This is a genomic window from Streptomyces sp. 378 (assembly GCF_030124145.1).
Taxonomy (GTDB): Bacteria; Actinomycetota; Actinomycetes; order Streptomycetales; family Streptomycetaceae; genus Streptomyces.
The window spans coordinates 99,373-117,911 of sequence record NZ_JASKMS010000011.1 but is presented as its reverse complement, the minus strand read 5'-3'; the positions used below and the strand labels follow the sequence as shown (position 1 = coordinate 117,911).

Genomic DNA, 18,539 nt, shown 5'->3' with positions numbered 1-18,539 from the left:
GTGTGACAGCGACGCCGCCTCAGTCGGCGGCGTCGCTGATCCCCAGACGCAGATGCTCCACGTGGTAGACGGCCTGGTCGAGCAGCTCGGCGACATGGTGGTCGTGCAGCGCGTAGACCACCGAACGGCCCCGCCGCTCGCCCACGACCAGTCCCAGGTTGCGCAGCAGCCGCAGCTGGTGCGAGCAGGCCGACTGCTCCATGCCCACCTCGGCGGCCAGCTCCGTGGCCGGCAGCGGGCCTTCGCGCAGCCGCGCCAGGATCAGCAGCCGGGAGGGCGTGGACAGGGCCTGGAGCGTGGTGGCGACCTTTGCGACGTTGTCCGCGTCCAGGCGTACGCGCTCGCCGGCGTCCTGCACGGGGGTGACGGCTCCATGACCCATGACGTCATCGTACCGGCCCCGCACGAACACATGAATGAATCTTCATCTGTGCCGGTGGGCGGTGCCGCACGGACACGTTCATGTCGGATTCTCGCCAGCCCCGCGCCGCCCGGTGCCGGATGCTGGACCCATGCAGATGGGGATGCACACCGACACCGAGCGCTGCGTACGCGCCGTCCGCTCCAAGGACGCGCGATTCGACGGCTGGTTCTTCACGGCCGTCCTGACCACCGGCATCTACTGCCGTCCCAGCTGTCCGGTGGTGCCGCCCAAGCCGGAGAACATGGTCTTCCACCCGAGCGCGGCCGCCTGCCAGCAGGCCGGGTTCCGGGCCTGCAAACGCTGCCGGCCCGACACCAGCCCCGGCTCACCGGAGTGGAACCAGCGCGCCGACCTCGTCGCCCGGGCCATGCGGCTGATCGCCGACGGCGTCGTGGACCGCGAGGGCGTGCCCGGCCTGGCCGGCCGGCTCGGCTACAGCAGCCGCCAGATCGAACGGCAACTGCTCGCCGAACTGGGCGCGGGCCCCCTCGCGCTCGCCCGCGCCCAGCGCGCCCAGACGGCCCGGCTGCTCATCGAGACGACCACCCTGCCCATGGCGCAGATCGCCTTCGCCGCCGGGTTCGCCTCCATCCGCACCTTCAACGACACGGTCCGCGAGGTCTTCGCCCTGCCCCCGAGCGAGCTGCGCGCCCGCGCGCCGAAACGGCAGGGCGCGAGCACCCCCGGCGCGCTCGCGCTGCGGCTGCCGTTCCGCGCCCCGCTCCATCCCGACAACCTCTTCGGCCATCTCGCGGCGACGGCCGTGCCCGGCGTGGAGGAGTGGCGCGACGGCTCCTACCGCCGCACCCTGCGCCTCCCGTACGGCCACGGCATCGTGGCCCTCACGCCCACCCCGGACCACATCGCCTGCCGCCTCACCCTCAGCGACCCACGCGACCTGACCGTCGCCATCAGCCGCTGCCGCCGCCTGCTCGACCTGGACGCCGACCCCGTCGCCATCGACGACCAGCTCCGCACGGACCCGGTCCTGGCGCCCCTGGTCGACAAGGCACCCGGCCGACGCGTGCCACGCACGGTCGACGAGGCCGAGTTCGCCGTCCGGGCCGTACTCGGCCAGCAGGTCTCCACCGCCGCCGCCCGCACCCACGCGGCCCGCCTGGTCACGGCACACGGCGAACCGGTCGAGGACCCCGAGGGCGGCCTCACCCACCTCTTCCCGGCCCCCGAGGCCCTCGCGGCGCTCGACCCGGAGACCCTCGCGATGCCGCGCACCCGCCGGGCGACCTTCACCACCCTGGTCCGCGGCCTCGCCGAGGGCGAGCTCCACCTCGGCGTGGAGAGCGACTGGCCGCAGACTCGCGCCCAGCTCCTCGCCCTGCCCGGCTTCGGCCCCTGGACGGCGGACGTCCTCGCCATGCGCGCCCTCGGCGACCCCGACGCCTTCCTCCCCACCGACCTCGGCATCCGCCGAGCCGCCCGGGAACTGGGCCTGCCGTCCACCCCGGCCGCGCTCACCGCACGCGCCGTGGCCTGGCGCCCGTGGCGGGCCTACGCGGTCCAGTACCTCTGGGCCACCGACAGCCACCCGATCAACTTCCTTCCGGTATAGGGACCTTCGATGAAGCAGCACACCGTGACCGACAGCCCGTACGGCCCGCTCACCCTCGTCGCCGACGACGGCGTCCTGTGCGGCCTCTACATGACCGGCCAGCGCCACCGCCCCCCGGAGGAGACCTTCGGCCCCCGCGACCCCACCCTGTTCACGGAGGCCGAGGAACAGCTCAAGGCCTACTTCGCGGGCGAGCTCAAGGAGTTCACCGTCCCGCTGCGCCTGCACGGCACCCCGTTCCAGCGCGCCGTCTGGGACCAGCTGCGCCGCATCCCCTACGGCGAGACGCGCACCTACGGCCGGCTCGCCGACACCCTCGGCACTCCCCACGCCTCCCGCGCGGTCGGCCTGGCCAACGGCCGCAACCCCATCGGCATCATCATCCCCTGCCACCGCGTCATCGGCGCGAACGGCGGTCTCACGGGATACGGGGGAGGCCTGGAACGCAAGCAGCGCCTGCTGGACTTCGAACGCGGAGCCGCACTGTTCTGACCCCCTGGAACAGCGCAGCCCCGCTCACGCGCCTGGAGGGCCTGCGGGGCTCGCCCCGGTCGTGAGACGGCGCAGCAGCTCCGGCAGGGCCGTGCCGATGGGATCGCGGACGATCTCGTCGGCACGGTCGTCGTAGGGGGTCGGCTCGGCGTTGACGACGATCAGGCGGGCGCCGTGGTCGGCGGCGACACCGGCGAGGCCCGCCGCGGGCTGGACCTGGAGGCTGGTGCCGGCCGCGACGAAGACCTGGCAGGCCTTGCTGACGGCCGCCGCTTCGCCGAGGACGACGGGGTCGAGCCGCTCGCCGAACATGACCGTCGCCGACTTCAGGATCCGGCCGCACTCCCGGCACGGCGGATCCTCCTCACCGGCCTCGACCCGGGCCAGCGCGTCCTCCATCGGGCCGCGGGCAGGGCAGCCGGTGCAGACGAAACGCCGTGCCGTGCCGTGCAGTTCGAGCACCTTGCGGTCGGGCATCCCGGCGAGTTGGTGCAGCCCGTCCACGTTCTGCGTGATCACCCGCACCGGCACCCCGGACCGCTCCAGCTCCGCCACCGCCCGGTGCGCGGCGTTGGGCTCGGGACGCAGCGCGTGGTTCTCCAGCCGCATGCGCCACGACCGGCGGCGGATCTCCGGGTCACCCATGTAGTACGCGTAAGTGACGAGCTTCTCGGCCTCCGGATCCCGCCGCCACAGCCCGTTCGGTCCGCGGTAGTCCGGAATCCCGGAGTCGGTGCTGACACCCGCACCGGTGAGCAGGGCGACGAGGGGCTTGGCCATGGCACCGAGGGTAGGCGGGCCGCGGTGCGCCGGCGAGCGGATATCGAACGGGGTGCCGAGGGGGGGCGCCTGCGGACCCGTCAGTACACCCGCCGGCCGTTCTCCAGCTCTGCCGTCCCCGAGCCGTCCGCCAGGGCGTCGAGGGCGGCCAGGACGCGCCCGCCGAGGGCGCCCGGCAGGTACTCGGCCAGTTCCCCGCGCGCGACCAGCCGCCAGGACAGCAGCTCCTCCTCCTGGAGGCGGATCGCCTTCAGCTCGTCCTCGCTCAGCACCCCGCCGTCGTAGAGGTACGCCACCAGGGGCGGGCGGCCCGAGCCCGGCACCCAGTCCACCGCCAGCAGCCGGCCGAGCTCACGGTCGAGGCCGATCTCCTCGGCCGTCTCGCGCCGCGCGCCCTGCCGCGGGGTCTCGCCGTCGTCGGACTCGACGGTGCCGCCGGGCAGCGCCCAGCCCTCCCGGTAGTTGGGCTCGACCAGCAGGACACGGCCCTCGTCGTCCCGGAACAGCGCGGCGGCGCCGGCCAGGACGCGGGGCAGGGACGCGATGTAGGCGGCGTAATCAGGAGAGGAAGTCACCGGTGCAGGGTAACCACCGCGGCCCGCTTCGCCCCCGGCCGCTCAGGCCGCCGGTTCCGCCAGCCGCAGCGTCCGCTCCGCCAGTTCGCTGATCCGCACCCCGTCGAAGCCGAACACCGCACTGCGCACCCGGTCCTCCAGCGGGGCCTTCCACTGGTCGGGGATGGCCCGTGCCCCGCCGAACACACCGGCCACCGATCCCGCGGTCGCGCCGTTGGAGTCGGTGTCCAGGCCGCCCCGGACGGTCAGGGTGATGGTGCGGGCGAAGTCGCCGTCGCCGTGGAGCAGGCCGGCGGTGAGGACGGCCGCGTTCGGCACGGTGTGGATCCAGCCCATCCCGGCCGTCTCCTCGGCGACCGTGCTGAGCGTGTCCTCCCAGGACAGCCGGGTGCCGTGCAGTGAGACCACCCGGCGCACCGTGCGGGCGAGGCGGCAGCTCGCCGGGATCACGGCCAGGGCCTCGTCGACGGCCCGGCGCACGGTGGGTGCCGTGAACGCCGCAGCGATCAGCGCCGCCGCCCACATCGCCCCGTAGACCCCGTTGCCGGTGTGCGACAGCACCGCGTCCCGCCGGGCGAGCGAAGCGGCCCGGCGCGGGTCGCCGGGGCAGGTCCAGCCGAAGATGTCGGCGCGGATGAGGGCGCCGATCCACTCCTGGTACGGGTTGTCGTACGTCGCGGTCAACGGCGGCTTCAGCCCGCCCGTGAGGTTGCGGTAGGCGGCCCGTTCGGCGGTGAACGTCTGCAGGTACGGCAGCCGCAGCAACCACAGGTCGCCGACCTGTTCGGTGCTGAAGCCAAATCCGTGCGTCTCCAGCAGGTCGAGGCCGAGAATCGCGTAGTCGACGTCGTCGTCACGGCAACTGCCGTGGATGCGGCCGCGCACGCACTGGCGCCACTCGGGGCGCAGCGCGGTCGCCTCGTCGCCGGTGGGCTCGGGCAGGTAGTCGGTCAGGGGCAGGGCGGCGGCCCGTCTGAGGTAGCGGTCGATGCGGTCGCGCGACCAGATCTCGCCCTGTTCGACGGGTTTGCCGAGCATGTTGCCCGCGATGCGGCCCGTCCAGCCGCCGAGAACGCGGTCGGCCAGGTCCGTCTCGGTGTGCGCAAGGGCCATGGTTACGGTCTACCCGTTTCGCGCGATCCACCCGTCTGCGGGGCGGGAGCCGTAAGTCCAGGAGATGGGCACGTGCTGACGGCCGGGTCGTCCTGCGGTTAAGGTCACAGCGGCGCGACTGGCCCTGACGTGCGTGAGGGCCCGGAGAGCAAGGGGAGTGCAAGTGGCGGACGCTGCAGTGAGCGGTACCCGGAAGGCACAGCGGGTGCTCGTCGCCGCGGACAAGTTCAAGGGGTCGCTGACGGCCGTGGAGGTCGCCGAGCGGATCACGGCCGGGCTGCGCCGGGTCCTGCCGGACCTCGAGGTCGAGGCGCTGCCCGTGGCCGACGGTGGCGACGGGACCGTGGCCGCGGCGGTCGCGGCCGGGTTCGAACGCCGGGAGGTACGGGTCGCCGGTCCCCTCGGCGAGGAGGTGACGGCGGCGTTCGCGCTGCGCGAGGGCACCGCGGTCGTGGAGATGGCCGAGGCGAGCGGGCTGCAGCGGCTGCCCGCCGGGGTCTTCGCCCCCCTCACGGCGTCCACGTACGGCTCCGGCGAGCTCCTGCGGGCCGCCCTGGACGCGGGCGCCCGCACGATCGTCTTCGGGGTCGGCGGCAGCGCCACCACCGACGGCGGCGCCGGGATGCTGTCCGCGCTGGGCGCCCGGCTCCTGGACGCAGACGGGGAGCCGGTGCCCCCGGGCGGCGGCGGACTCGCCGGGCTGGCCACCGCCGACCTGTCGGGACTCGACCCGCGCCTCGGCGAGGTCGAGCTGGTCCTCGCGAGTGACGTCGACAATCCGCTGACCGGCCCGAAGGGCGCACCCGCGGTCTACGGCCCGCAGAAGGGCGCTTCTCCGGACGACGTGAAGGCCCTGGACAGCGCCCTCGCGCACTTCGCCGAGGTGCTGGAAGGACCGGCCGGACCGCGGGCCGCCGCGTACGCGGCCTCGCCCGGCGCGGGCGCGGCGGGCGGCATCGGCTACGGCGCCCTGCTGCTGGGCGCCCGCTTCCGCCCCGGCATCGAGGTGATGCTCGACGTCCTGGGCTTCGCCCCCGCACTGGACCGTGCCGACCTGGTCATCACCGGCGAGGGGTCCCTCGACGAGCAGACCCTCCACGGCAAGGCCCCGGCGGGCGTCGCCGCGGCGGCCCGTGCCGCCGACAAGGACGTCGTGGCCGTCTGCGGCCGCCTCGCCCTGCCGCCCCAGACCCTGGGCCGCGCCGGCATCCGCCGGGCCTACCCCCTGACGGACGCGGAACCGGACGTGGCGAAGTGCATCGCCGAGGCGGGGCCGATCCTGGAACGGGTCGCGGAACGGATCGCGCGGGACTTCCTGACCTGAGCCGTCACGACAGGGGGATGCGGCCTCGCCGGCGCGGGCCACTCGCTGGTGTGGGAGCTGACCGCCAGGACCGCGCACCACATGTCGAGAGCCCGCGGAGAGGTCCGGTACGGAGAAGCGGGCGGGGTCGATCGGCTGCTGGGCCGGGTGGGCGGTGCACGGATCGTCCGTCCTCGGGCGCGGGGAGCACTCATGGGTCCACCAGAGGTGGTTGACCGGTCAAGGGCAAGAAGAGGATGCCCTTGACGCGAAACGGGTGTGGCCCGGGCCTTCGAAGGCCCGGGCCACACCCGTCAGTGGAGGAACGAGGTCACGGCAGCTGTGCCGCGCGTGCTTCCCGTCGGTTGTCGCGGAAGTTGTTCACCCGCCGGGCCGTCGCGAACAGCGGGATCACCGCCCCCATGACCAGCTGCAGCGCACACCCCGTCTGGAGGAGCAGTTGTCCGCTCGGCGCGTCGAAGGCCCAGGCCGCCATCAGGCCCATGCCCAGCACGATCCACGACAGCATCGCCACCGCGAGCCTGCCCCGCGGCTTGGGGTACTCCACGCGGCTCACCATCAGCCACGCCGTCCCCAGGATCGCCAGCAGCGTCGCCACGAAGGGCAGCTCCAGCAGCACGATGGACACGACCGTCAGCGCGCCGAACGGCGAGGGCATGCCCTGGAAGGTGCCGTCCTTGACCGTGACGCACGAGAACCGGGCGAGCCGCAGCACCACCGCCAGCAGGACGACGATCGCCCCGACCGCGGCCACCCGCTGGTGCGCGTCGTCCGCCACCATGCCGTAGACCAGCACGAAGTACGCCGGTGCCAGACCGAAGCTGATCAGGTCGGAGAGGTTGTCCAGCTCCGCGCCCATGGGAGAGGAGCGCAGCTTGCGCGCCACCAGACCGTCGAAGAGGTCGAAGACCGCCGCGCAGAGCATGAGGATGACCGCCGTGGCCGCGCTGTGGCGGGCCATGCCGGTCTCCTGGCTGCCCGTGAGGTGCGGGATCAGGATGCCGGTGGTGGTGAAGTACACCGCCATGAAGCCGCACGTGGCGTTGCCGAGCGTCAGGGTGTCCGCTATCGACAGGCGAAGAGAGAGCGGCATCTCCTCTTCTTCGTCGACCTCGTCGGCCTCCGGGACCCAGCCGGCCTTGGTGTCAGGATCAATCACGGTCAATGCGAGTCACTCCAGCCACGGTCTTCTGCCCCACCTCGACCGCGACCTCCACGCCCTCGGGCAGATAGAGGTCGACGCGCGAACCGAAGCGGATCAGGCCGATCCGCTCGCCCTGCTCGACCTTGGTGCCCTGGGGCAGGTAGGGAACGATGCGGCGGGCGACAGCGCCGGCGATCTGGATCATCTCGATGTCGCCGAGCTCGGTGTCGAAGTGCCAGACGACACGCTCGTTGTTCTCGCTCTCCTTGTTGAAGGCGGGAACGAAGCCACCGGGGATGTGCTCGACCGACGTCACCGTGCCGGCCAGCGGCGCGCGGTTGACGTGGACGTTGAGCGGGCTCATGAAGATCGCGACGCGCGTGCGGCCGTCCTTCCACGGCATGATGCTCTGCACCACACCGTCGGCGGGCGAGATGACCCGGCCCTGGGTGATCTCGCGCTCGGGGTCGCGGAAGAACCACAGCATCCCGGCCGCGAGCGCGGTGGCGGGCACGGCGACGGCCTTGGCGGCGCCGGAGCGCCGGGCCCGCGCGAGGCTGAGGGCTGCGGTGGCGACGGTCGGAAGGAGCCACGGCGATGCTCCGCGCGCGAGGCGTACGCCGGCCCGGCTGTCGCGTGGTGCAGAGGTTTGGCTGTGGGGCATGGATGACCTTCGTAGCGGATGATGCCGCACTCTGACGGGGGACGGCGGCTTTCCGGCGATCGTAGCGGCTCGCGGCCCTAACTGGGTAAGCCAGGCAGCCGAGTCGGCGGCAGAAGAGTGCTGACGGGGTGTGATCTTCTTCTCCAAGAAAACACCCCGTATCCGGACATCTAGCCCTGGAATCGATACTCTTCGAGCAGCCGCCTGCCGATGATCATTTTTTGGATCTCGGCGGTACCTTCACCGATCAGCAGCATCGGCGCCTCACGGTAGAGGCGCTCGATCTCGTACTCCTTGGAGAAGCCGTAGCCGCCGTGGATCCGGAAGGCGTCCTCGACGACCTCCTTGCAGTACTCGGAGGCGAGGTACTTCGCCATCCCAGCCTCAAGGTCGTTTCGCTCCCCGGAGTCCTTTTTGCGTGCCGCGTTCACCATCATCGCATGCGCGGCCTCGACCTTGGTAGCCATCTCGGCCAGCTTGAACTGGATCGCCTGGTGCTGGGCGATCGGCTTCCCGAAGGTGTGACGCTGCTGTGCGTACTGGATACCCAGTTCGAACGCACGCTGGGCGACGCCACAGCCACGCGCCGCCACATTGACGCGGCCGACCTCCACGCCGTCCATCATCTGGTAGAAGCCGCGGCCGGTGACCCCGCCGAGCACCCGATCCGCGGGAATCCGCAGGCCATCCATGATGAGCTCGGTGGTGTCGACCCCCTTGTAGCCCATCTTGTCGATCTTGCCGGGGATGGTGAGGCCGGGGCGCACCTCGCCGAAACCGGGCTCCTTCTCGACCAGGAAGGTGGTCATCGACTTGTGGCGGGCCGTGCCCTCGGGGTGACCTTCGTCACTCTTTACCAGAACGGCCACCAGGGACGACGTTCCGCCGTTCGTGAGCCACATCTTCTGGCCGTTCAGGACGTACTCCTCGCCGTCCTTCACCGCCTTCGACGTGATCGCCGACACGTCCGAACCGAGGCCCGGCTCCGACATCGAGAACGCGCCCCGGATGTCGCCGGCCGCCATCCTCGGCAGGAAGTGGTCCTTCTGCTCCCGCGTGCCGTGCTGCTTGAGCATGTACGCCACGATGAAGTGGGTGTTGATGATGCCGGACACCGACATCCACCCGCGGGCGATCTCCTCCACGCACAGCGCGTAGGTCAGGAGCGACTCACCCAGCCCCCCGTACTCCTCGGGGATCATCAGGCCGAACAGGCCCAACTCCTTCAGCCCGTCGACGATCTGCTGCGGGTACTCGTCGCGGTGCTCCAGCTCCGTGGCGACCGGAATGATCTCCTTGTCCACGAAGTCCCGGACGGTGGACAGGATCTCCTGCTGGACGTCCGTCAGACCGGCGGTCTGGGCGAGTCGCGCCATGGCTACTTCTCCTGCTCCCTGAGCTCAGAACCGGGGGTGTCGCCCCGTGGGGGCGTCGTTTGAGGGTGGTGGTGGGAGACGGGTGGGCGGCCGGGCTGCTCGCCGCCGCGCTCCTTGATGTACGTCTCGGTCGGCACCATCACCTTGCGGCGGAACACGCAGACCAGCGTGCCGTCCTGCTTGTAGCCCTTGGTCTCGACGTAGACGATGCCGCGGTCGTTCTTCGACTTCGACGGCCACTTGTCGAGCACGGTCGTCTGGCCGTAGACCGTGTCGCCGTGGAAGGTCGGCGCCACGTGCTTCAGCGACTCGATCTCCAGGTTGGCGATCGCCTTGCCGGAGATGTCCGGTACGGACATGCCGAGCAGCAGCGAGTAGATGTAGTTCCCGACGACGACGTTCTTGCCGAAGTCCGTCGTCTTCTCCGCATAGTTCGTGTCCATGTGGAGCGGGTGGTGGTTCATGGTGAGGAGGCAGAACAGGTGGTCGTCGTACTCCGTGACCGTCTTGCCCGGCCAGTGCTTGTACGTCGCCCCGACCTCGAACTCCTCGTAGGTGCGCCCGAACTGCATCGCGCTCAGCCCTCCGGAATCTCGAACTTGCTGGTGCGCTGCATGCCGGCGGCGCGGCCCTTGCCGGAGATGACGAGCGCCATCTTGCGGCTGGCCTCGTCGATCATCTCGTCGCCGAGCATCGCCGAGCCCTTCTTGCCGCCCGCCTCGGACGTGTAGTAGTCGTACGCGTCCAGGATCAGCTCGGCGTGGTCGTAGTCCTCCTGCGACGGCGAGAAGATCTCGTTGGACGCCTCGACCTGGCCCGGGTGCAGCACCCACTTGCCGTCGAAGCCGAGGGCGGCGGCGCGCCGGGCGACCTCGCGGTAGCCGTCGATGTTGCGGATCTGGAGGTAGGGGCCGTCGATCGCCTGGAGGTTGTTGGCGCGGGCGGCCATCAGGATCTTCATCAGGATGTAGTGGTAGGCGTCCGCCGGGTAGCCGGGCGGCTGCTCACCCACGACCAGCGACTTCATGTTGATGGACGCCATGAAGTCGGCCGGGCCGAAGATGATCGTCTCCACGCGCGGCGAGGCCTGCGCGATCTCGTTGACGTTGTTCAGGCCCTGCGCGTTCTCGATCTGCGCCTCGATGCCGATTTTGCCGACTTCGAAACCCATCGTCTTCTCGATCTGCGTCAGCAGCAGGTCCAGGGCGACGACCTGCTGGGCCGTCTGCACCTTCGGCAGCATGATGCAGTCGAGGTTCTGGCCGGCGCCCTCCACGACCGTGACGACATCGCGGTACGTCCACTCGGTCGTCCAGTCGTTGACGCGCACGACCCGCGTCTTGCCCGTCCAGTCGCCCTCGTTGAGGAACTTGACGATGGTGTGCCGTGCCTCGGGCTTGGCGAGCGGGGCGCACGCGTCCTCCAGGTCGAGGAAGACCTGGTCGGCCGGGAGGCCCTGGGCCTTCTCCAGGAAGCGCGGGTTCGAGCCCGGCACCGCCAGGCAGGAACGCCGGGGGCGAAGGCGGTTGACCTGCGGAGCAGGGCTGGTCATGCGGGGACCTCCAGGGGGTCGAGCTGGTTCGCTTTCCGGATCTCGTCGACGATGCGGCCGATGATGTCGGTGATGTCGAAGTCCTTCGGGGTGAAGACCGCGGCCACTCCGGCTGCCCTGAGCTGCTCGGCATCACCGTTCGGGATGATGCCACCGGCGATCACCGGAATATCTGTGGCGCCCGCCACACGGAGCCGTTCGAGGACGTCCGGCACCAGCTGGGCGTGCGATCCGGACAGGATGGACAGGCCCACCGCGTGCACGTCCTCGGCGAGGGCCGCGTCCACGATCTGCTCGGGCGTCAGCCGGATGCCCTGGTAGACCACCTCGAAGCCGGCGTCGCGCGCCCGCACGGCGATCTGCTCGGCGCCGTTGGAGTGCCCGTCCAGGCCCGGCTTGCCGACCAGGAAGCGCAGCTTGCCCACGTTCAGGTCCTTGGCCGTGAGATCGACCTTGCGGCGGACCAGGGCGAGCGTGCTGCCCTCCTCCACGGGGACCGCCACCGGTGCCGAGGAGACGCCCGTGGGCGCCCGGAACTCGCCGAACACCTCGCGCAGGGCCCCGGCCCACTCGCCGGTCGTCGCCCCGGCGCGCGCGCACTCCAGGGTGGCCTCCATCAGGTTCTCGTCGCCGCGCGCGGCCTCCTTCAGCCGCTCCAGCGCCTTGCAGGGCCGCGGGTGGTTGAAGGGCGGCTGGTAGCGGCTGTCGCGCCACTGCTGGAGCGCGGCGATGACGCGGGCCTCGACCGCCGGGTCCACCGTCTGGATGGCGGTGTCCAGGTCGGCGGTGAGCGGGTTCGGCTCGGTGCCCTCGAAGATGTTGACGCCGATGATCTTCTCCTGGCCGGACTCGATCCGGCCCCGGCGCTCGGCGTGCGAGGCGACCAGCTGCGACTTGAGGTAGCCCGACTCGACGGCCGCCATCGCGCCGCCCATCTCCTGGATGCGGTCGATCTCGGCGAACGACGCCTCGACCAGCTGCTCCACCTTCGCCTCGATCACCTTCGAGCCCTCGAAGATATCCTCGTACTCCAGCAGATCGCTCTCGTACGCCAGCACCTGCTGGATGCGCAGCGACCACTGCTGGTCCCAGGGGCGGGGCAGGCCCAGGGCCTCGTTCCAGGCGGGCAGCTGCACGGCACGCGCGCGTGCGTCCTTGGAGAGGGTGACGGCCAGCATCTCCAGCACGATCCGCTGGACGTTGTTCTCCGGCTGCGCCTCCGTCAGGCCCAGGGAGTTGACCTGGACGCCGTAGCGGAAGCGGCGCTGCTTGGGGTTCTCGATGCCGTACCGCTCGCGGGTGATGCGGTCCCAGATGCGGCCGAACGCCCGCATCTTGCACATCTCCTCGACGAAGCGGACGCCCGCGTTCACGAAGAACGAGATGCGTGCCACGACGTCGCCCATGCGCTCCTGCGGCACCTGGCCGGAGTCGCGCACGGCGTCGAGGACGGCGATCGCGGTGGACATCGCGTACGCGATCTCCTGGACCGGCGTGGCGCCCGCCTCCTGCAGGTGGTAGCTGCAGATGTTGATCGGGTTCCACTTCGGGAGGTGGGAGACCGTGTACGCGATCATGTCCGTCGTCAGGCGGAGCGAGGGTCCCGGCGGGAAGACGTGCGTGCCGCGGGACAGGTACTCCTTGACGATGTCGTTCTGGGTCGTGCCCTGGAGCTTGGTGATGTCCGCGCCCTGCTCCTCGGCGACGACCTGGTAGAGCGCCAGCAGCCACATGGCGGTGGCGTTGATCGTCATCGAGGTGTTCATCTGCTCCAGGGGGATGTCCTGGAACAGCCGGCGCATGTCACCGACGTGCGCGATCGGCACGCCGACCCGGCCGACCTCGCCGCGGGCGAGGATGTGGTCGGAGTCGTAGCCGGTCTGCGTCGGCAGGTCGAACGCCACCGACAGACCTGTCTGGCCCTTGGCGAGGTTGCGCCGGTACAGCTCGTTGGACGCCTCGGCCGTGGAGTGACCGGCGTAGGTGCGCATGAGCCACGGCCGGTCCTTCTCCCGCTTGCCTTCAGTGGGCTGACGCTCAGTCATGCAGCGCTCCTCAGATGTTCCGGAAGCGGTTGATGGCGTCGATGTGCTGGGCGCGCTTGGCCTCGTCGCGCACGCCCAGGCCCTCCTCGGGTGCCATGCACAGCACGCCGACCTTGCCCTGGTGGAGGTTGCGGTGCACGTCGAAGGCGGCCTGGCCGGTGTCCTCCAGGGAGTACACCTTGGACAGGGTCGGGTGGATCTTGCCCTTCGCGATGAGCCGGTTGGCCTCCCAGGCCTCGCGGTAGTTGGCGAAGTGCGAGCCGATGATCCGCTTCAGCGACATCCACAGGTAGCGGTTGTCGTACTCGTGCATGTAGCCCGAGGTCGAGGCGCAGGTGGTGATGGTGCCGCCCTTGCGGGTGACGAAGACGGACGCGCCGAAGGTCTCGCGGCCGGGGTGCTCGAAGACGATGTCGATGTCCTCGCCGCCGGTGAGTTCGCGGATGCGCTTGCCGAAGCGCTTCCACTCCTTGGGGTCCTGGGTGTTCTCGTCCTTCCAGAACTTGTAGCCCTCGGCGCTGCGGTCGATGATCGCCTCGGCGCCCATGGACCGGCAGATGTCGGCCTTCTGCTGGCTGGAGACGACGCAGATCGGGTTGGCGCCGCCGGCCAGCGCGAACTGGGTGGCGTAGCTGCCGAGTCCGCCGCTCGCGCCCCAGATGAGGACGTTGTCGCCCTGCTTCATGCCGGCGCCGTTGCGGGAGACCAGCTGCCGGTAGGCGGTGGAGTTGACCAGGCCGGGGGCGGCGGCCTCCTCCCACGACAGGTGGTCGGGCTTGGGCATCAGCTGGTTGGACTTGACCAGCGCGATCTCGGCCAGGCCGCCGAAGTTGGTCTCGAAGCCCCAGATGCGCTGCTCTGGGTCGAGCATCGTGTCGTTGTGGCCGTCCGAGGACTCCAGCTCGACGGACAGACAGTGCGCGACGACCTCGTCACCGGGGCGCCAGGCGTTCACGCCCGGGCCGGTGCGCAGGACGACGCCCGCGAGGTCGGAGCCGATGATGTGGTACGGCAGGTCGTGGCGCTTGGCCAGCTCGTTGGTGCGGCCGTAGCGCTCCAGGAAGCCGAAGGTCGACAGCGGCTCGAAGATCGACGTCCACACCGAGTTGTAGTTGACCGAGGAGGCCATGACGGCCACCAGGGCCTCGCCCGGGCCGAGCTCGGGCAGCGGCACATCGTCCAGGTGGATCGACTTGCGGGGGTCCTTGTCGCGGGTCTCGAGGCCCGCGAACATCTCCGTCTCGTCCTTGTGCACGGTGATCGCGCGGTACGACTCGGGGAGCGGGAGGGCGGCGAAGTCCTCCGACGTGGAGTCGGGCGACTGGATCGCGGCCAGGATGTCCTTAACGGTCACGGTGTTGCCTCCGGCGGTGAGCGCCCTGAGGGAGGGGCGCCGATGGGTACGTCGGTGCTGCTGAGGGTTGAGGGTGTGCCGTCGGTTCGGCGGTGGTGCTGTTCGGCAGCGCTGGGTGGCGCGGGAGGTTGCCTGTGACGCAGGCGCCCGGGCGTGCAGGCGGGTTCGGCCTGCCGGGACGTCGTCCGGACTCCTTCAACGTATGACACCGCGTGTCACCCCGCAAGGCACTGAGTGCCAGAACTTGCCCTCACATGAAATCTTTACGCAACATATGAGCGATGATCGATCGAACGGGGTCGGCGAGGGCCCACGAAACGGCCCCTGACATGCCAAAACGGCCACCCCGAGGGGTGGCCGTCATCACAGTGCGGTGAGCCGCTCAGCGCTCCTTGAGCGCCTGCTCGATCGTCCGCATGACCTCGTCCAGCGGGGCGTCGGTGCGGGCGACGGTCACCAGCACCTCGCCCTGCGTCGAGGCCGTGGCGGCCGGCTGCGGCTCGGTGGAGCGCCCGGCCCCGATCCCGCTGCCGAAGGTCTTGCGCACGATCGCGAAGGCGTGGTCCAGCTGCGCCTCCACATCCCCCTGGGCCCCCGCCCGCAGCCAGCGCCGCAGCACGTGGTTGTGGGCCGTGACGACCGCGGACGCGGCGACCTCCGCGAGCAGCGGGTCGTCGTTGGCGTCGTCGGCGTGCGCCCGCTCGTCGAAGTGGCCGAGGAGGTAGCGGGTGAAGAGGCGCTCGTAGCGGGCCACCGACGCGATCTCCGCCTCGCGCAGGGTGGGCACCTCGCGCGTCAGCTTGTAGCGGGCGACCGAGATCTCCGGCCGGGCCGCGTACATCCGCATGACTTCCTTGATGCCGCGGCACACCGTGTCGAGCGGGTGCTCGTGCGCGGGCGCGGCGTTGAGCACCGCCTCGGCGCGGATCAGGGTGTCGTCGTGGTCGGGGAAGATCGCCTCTTCCTTGGAGCGGAAGTGGCGGAAGAAGGTGCGGCGGGCGACCCCCGCCTGGGCCGCGATCTCGTCGACGGTGGTCGCCTCGTACCCCTTCGTCGCGAACAACTCCATCGCGGCGGCCGCGAGTTCCCGGCGCATCTTGAGCCGCTGGGCGGCGGCGCGAGAACCGGCGGCACTCTCCGGCGCGTCGGTCGCGGCGGGTGTACGGGAGGATTTGGCGGGCTGGGGCATGCCCTGAACGTACTGCATGTGCGCAGCTCGGTGCGCATGACCTGGTTCTCCCCCGCCGCCGGAGGACGGGGGAGCCGCGGCCCGGCCGGCCGGGTGGAACCGGTCCGGGCCGAGCAGGCCGCCCCACTCCGCGCCGGACCGGAACCAGTCACCGGGATGCTCAGCGCTTGGCATATTCGCGGAAGCCACGGCCGGTCTTGCGGCCGAGGCAGCCCGCGGCCACCAGGTGCTCCAGCAGCGGCGCCGGAGCGAGCCCCGGGTCGCGGAACTCGCGGTGCAGGACCTTCTCGATGGCGAGCGAGACGTCCAGCCCGACGACGTCCAGCAGCTCGAAGGGGCCCATCGGGTAACCGCCGCCCAGCTTCATGGCGGCGTCGATGTCGTCGAGCGTCGCGTAGTGCTCCTGCACCATCTTGATCGCGTTGTTCAGGTACGGGAACAGCAGCGCGTTCACGATGAAGCCGGCCCGGTCACCGCAGTCGACCGGGTGCTTCCTGATCCGGGCGCAGACCTCGCGGACGGTCGCGTGCACGTCGTCGGCGGTCAGCACCGTGCGGACGACCTCGACCAGCTTCATGGCCGGCGCCGGGTTGAAGAAGTGCATGCCGATCACGTCCTGCGGGCGCGACGTGGCCCGGGCGCACGCGACGACCGGCAGCGACGAGGTCGTGGTGGCCAGGATCGCGCCCGGCTTGCAGACCTTGTCCAGGGCCGCGAACAGCTGCCGCTTGACCTCCAGGTCCTCGGCGACCGCCTCCACGGCCAGGTCGACGTCGGCGAAGTCGTCGTACGTGCCGGTCGGCTTGACCCGCTCCAGGGTCTGCGCGGCGGCCTCGGCGGTCATCCGGCCCTTGTCGACGGAACGGGTCAGGGACTTGCTGATCCGGGCCTTCGCGGTCTGCGCCTTCTCCCCGCTGCGGGCGGCGATGACCACCTCGTACCCGGCCTTGGCGAAGACCTCGGCGATCCCGGAGGCCATCGTGCCCGAGCCGGCGACACCGACCGAGCGGATCTCCCGGCCGGGAACCGGGTCGCCGCCCTCCAGCGGCGTCAGCGCGTCCCGCACCACGACCGGGCTGCCCGGCGCCTCGTACGTGTAAAAGCCCCGCCCCGCCTTGCGGCCGGTCAGGCCCGCCTCGCTCAGCTGCTTGAGAATCGGTGCCGGGGCGTGCAGCCGGTCGCGCGAGGCGGCATACATGGCCTCCAGGACCGTGCGCGCGGTGTCGACGCCGATCAGGTCGAGCAGCGCCAGCGGGCCCATGGGCAGCCCGCAGCCCAGCCGCATCGCGGCGTCGATGTCCTCACGGGAGGCGTACTTCGCCTCGTACATCGCGGCCGCCTGGTTGAGGTAGCCGAACAGCAGGCCGTCCGCGACGAATCCCGGACGGTCGCCGACCGCGACGGGCTCCTTGCCCAGATCGAGCGCGAGGTCGGTGACCGCCGTGACGGCGGCCGGCGCGGTCAGCACGGAGGACACGACCTCCACCAGCTTCATGGCCGGGGCCGGGTTGAAGAAGTGCAGGCCCAGCACCCGCTCGGGGCGGGAGGAGTCGGCGGCCAGACGGGTCACGGACAGGGCGTTGGTGCCGGTCGCCAGGATCGTCCCGGGGCGCACGATCGTGTCCAGCTCCCGGAAGATCTGCTGCTTGACCTCGTAGGACTCCGGGGCCACCTCGATGACCAGGTCGGCGTCGGCGGCGGAACGCAGGTCGGCGGAGGTGCGGACACGGCCGAGGATGTCGGCACGCTCCTGCTCGGTCAGCCGCCCGCGCTCGACGCCGCGGGCGGTGGAGGCCTCCAGAGCGGCGACGCACTTCGCGGCCTGGGCCTCGCTGATGTCGATGCCGACGACCGTGCGGCCGGCCTTGGCGAGGACCTCGGCGATGCCGGTGCCCATCGTGCCGAGGCCGACGACGGCGACGGTCCGCAGCGAGGACTGGGACGGGTCGGAAAGGGGAGTGGCCATCGCGGGACTCCAGGATGAGGGTGACGACGGGGAGCGCTCCGGGTGCGCCGAAGACGGCCCGGCAGGGCCGGACCACGGGCGCACCGGGTGCGTGGGAAAGTGCGGGTGCTGGCCGGGCTGCGAAGCGCACACGCCCGGTGCCGCCTCCGCGGGCGTGCACACGCCCGGGGGGAACGGCGGTTCCGACCGGCCCTGTCCCGGGGCCGAGCCGTACTGCGGTACCTGAGGCACCGAACCGACTGCTCTCACGACGGCCGCGTCACCAGACCGCCGCGAGGAAATGCGAGTGGGTAACTCGCTCGTCTGAGCTTAACCGGCGGGTAACGAGCGCGCCAGCCCCCGGGTTTGTGATGTACGTCCCCCACGGCTCGCGACGCGCCTAACCTCTCCCTCATGGACGAAGAGTTGCGATCACTCACGGAGCGCTTACGGCAGGAGTCGGGGGCGCCGCCCGCGTTCGAGCGGCTCGTGGCGACCGACGACCTCGACGCCCTGGCGACCGCGCTGACCGAACCCGGGCAGCACCTGTGGGCGAGGGAGCTGGCCGCGTTCCGGCTGGGGCTCGCGCGGGACCGGCGCGCCTTCGAGGCCCTGGTACTGCTGCTCAATCACCGTGACCCCCCGCGCTGTGCCTCCGCCGCCCACGCCCTCGCCCGGCTCGGCGACCCCCGTACCGCCCGCGCGGCCGCCGCCCTGGCCACCAACGAACTGCGGGTCGCCTACGCCCTGCACCCGGTGCGGCTCCTGGTCGAGCTGCGCGCCCCGGAGGCGGTGCCCGCGCTGATCACCACGCTCCAGCGGCGCCTGCGCCCGCACGACCCGTACCGCCGCGTGGCCCTCGCCTGTGTGGACGGGCTCGGCGCGCTGGGCGACGCCCGGGCCCGGCCCGTCCTGAACGAGGCCCTCGCGCATCCGGCGCTGGCCGAGGCCGCGGTGCGGGCGCTGGGGCGGATCCCGAAGCAGAGGTGACG

17 protein-coding genes are annotated in these 18,539 nt (G+C 71.1%); 4 read left to right on the top strand and 13 right to left on the bottom strand.

From position 1 onward, the window contains the following. Window positions 1–19: 19 nt before the first annotated feature. Entirely contained in the window at window positions 20–382 is a 363-nt protein-coding gene (locus QNO09_RS17445; protein ID WP_033309205.1) for an ArsR/SmtB family transcription factor, read from the bottom strand. 142 nt (window positions 383–524) lie between these two features. Here QNO09_RS17445 and QNO09_RS17440 point away from each other — a divergent pair, with 142 nt between their 5' ends. Both QNO09_RS17440 and QNO09_RS17435 read left to right on the top strand, forming a co-directional pair. Beyond that, window positions 525–1,994, top strand: a complete 1,470-nt coding sequence (locus QNO09_RS17440; protein WP_283971205.1) for an AlkA N-terminal domain-containing protein — start codon at window positions 525–527, stop codon at window positions 1,992–1,994. Window positions 1,995–2,003: 9 nt separating this feature from the next. After that, a complete protein-coding gene (locus QNO09_RS17435; RefSeq protein ID WP_283971107.1) occupies window positions 2,004–2,486 on the top strand; it encodes a methylated-DNA--[protein]-cysteine S-methyltransferase in 483 nt (160 codons plus the stop codon). A gap of 24 nt (window positions 2,487–2,510) precedes the next feature. Here QNO09_RS17435 and QNO09_RS17430 read toward each other — a convergent pair whose 3' ends face one another. The 3 genes from QNO09_RS17430 to QNO09_RS17420 all read right to left on the bottom strand — a co-directional run bounded on the left by QNO09_RS17430 (window position 2,511) and on the right by QNO09_RS17420 (window position 4,954). Further along, window positions 2,511–3,266 carry an SIR2 family NAD-dependent protein deacylase gene (locus QNO09_RS17430; RefSeq protein ID WP_283971106.1) on the bottom strand — a complete coding sequence of 252 codons (756 nt, stop codon included), beginning with the start codon at window positions 3,264–3,266 and terminating at the stop codon, window positions 2,511–2,513. A gap of 80 nt (window positions 3,267–3,346) precedes the next feature. Then, window positions 3,347–3,841 (bottom strand): NUDIX domain-containing protein, encoded by a 495-nt coding sequence (locus QNO09_RS17425; RefSeq protein WP_283971105.1) that lies wholly within the window; start codon window positions 3,839–3,841, stop codon window positions 3,347–3,349. Window positions 3,842–3,883: 42 nt separating this feature from the next. Next, window positions 3,884–4,954 carry an ADP-ribosylglycohydrolase family protein gene (locus QNO09_RS17420; protein ID WP_283971104.1) on the bottom strand — a complete coding sequence of 357 codons (1,071 nt, stop codon included), beginning with the start codon at window positions 4,952–4,954 and terminating at the stop codon, window positions 3,884–3,886. Between the two features lie 205 nt (window positions 4,955–5,159). Between QNO09_RS17420 and QNO09_RS17415 the strand changes: the two genes are divergently transcribed. Then, entirely contained in the window at window positions 5,160–6,278 is a 1,119-nt protein-coding gene (locus tag QNO09_RS17415) for a glycerate kinase (RefSeq protein ID WP_283971204.1), read from the top strand. Window positions 6,279–6,588: 310 nt separating this feature from the next. Here QNO09_RS17415 and pssA read toward each other — a convergent pair whose 3' ends face one another. From pssA to QNO09_RS17370, 9 genes are all read right to left on the bottom strand, one after another. Then, window positions 6,589–7,371, bottom strand: a complete 783-nt coding sequence (pssA, locus tag QNO09_RS17410; protein WP_051185636.1) for a CDP-diacylglycerol--serine O-phosphatidyltransferase — start codon at window positions 7,369–7,371, stop codon at window positions 6,589–6,591. Between the two features lie 58 nt (window positions 7,372–7,429). Then, window positions 7,430–8,086 (bottom strand): phosphatidylserine decarboxylase, encoded by a 657-nt coding sequence (locus QNO09_RS17405; RefSeq protein ID WP_033309199.1) that lies wholly within the window; start codon window positions 8,084–8,086, stop codon window positions 7,430–7,432. A 170-nt stretch (window positions 8,087–8,256) separates the two neighbouring features. Next, the gene (locus tag QNO09_RS17400) at window positions 8,257–9,462 is read right to left on the bottom strand and encodes an acyl-CoA dehydrogenase family protein (RefSeq protein WP_283971103.1); all 1,206 of its coding nucleotides are present in this window, start codon (window positions 9,460–9,462) and stop codon (window positions 8,257–8,259) included. A gap of 2 nt (window positions 9,463–9,464) precedes the next feature. Beyond that, entirely contained in the window at window positions 9,465–10,034 is a 570-nt protein-coding gene (locus tag QNO09_RS17395) for a MaoC family dehydratase (RefSeq protein ID WP_283971102.1), read from the bottom strand. 5 nt (window positions 10,035–10,039) lie between these two features. Beyond that, entirely contained in the window at window positions 10,040–11,014 is a 975-nt protein-coding gene (locus QNO09_RS17390) for an HpcH/HpaI aldolase/citrate lyase family protein (RefSeq protein WP_283971101.1), read from the bottom strand. Continuing rightward, window positions 11,011–13,059, bottom strand: a complete 2,049-nt coding sequence (locus QNO09_RS17385; protein ID WP_283971100.1) for an ethylmalonyl-CoA mutase — start codon at window positions 13,057–13,059, stop codon at window positions 11,011–11,013. The genes QNO09_RS17390 and QNO09_RS17385 overlap by 4 nt, the downstream gene beginning before the upstream one ends. Window positions 13,060–13,069: 10 nt before the next feature. After that, the gene (gene ccrA, locus QNO09_RS17380) at window positions 13,070–14,413 is read right to left on the bottom strand and encodes a crotonyl-CoA carboxylase/reductase (RefSeq protein WP_283971099.1); all 1,344 of its coding nucleotides are present in this window, start codon (window positions 14,411–14,413) and stop codon (window positions 13,070–13,072) included. Window positions 14,414–14,795: 382 nt separating this feature from the next. Further along, window positions 14,796–15,620, bottom strand: coding sequence for a TetR family transcriptional regulator (locus QNO09_RS17375; protein ID WP_283971098.1), 825 nt, complete (start codon window positions 15,618–15,620; stop codon window positions 14,796–14,798). Window positions 15,621–15,762: 142 nt separating this feature from the next. After that, window positions 15,763–17,568, bottom strand: a complete 1,806-nt coding sequence (locus tag QNO09_RS17370; protein WP_283971097.1) for a 3-hydroxyacyl-CoA dehydrogenase family protein — start codon at window positions 17,566–17,568, stop codon at window positions 15,763–15,765. Window positions 17,569–17,961: 393 nt separating this feature from the next. Here QNO09_RS17370 and QNO09_RS17365 point away from each other — a divergent pair, with 393 nt between their 5' ends. Beyond that, window positions 17,962–18,537, top strand: a complete 576-nt coding sequence (locus QNO09_RS17365; RefSeq protein WP_283971096.1) for an adenylosuccinate lyase — start codon at window positions 17,962–17,964, stop codon at window positions 18,535–18,537. Window positions 18,538–18,539 lie beyond the last annotated feature (2 nt).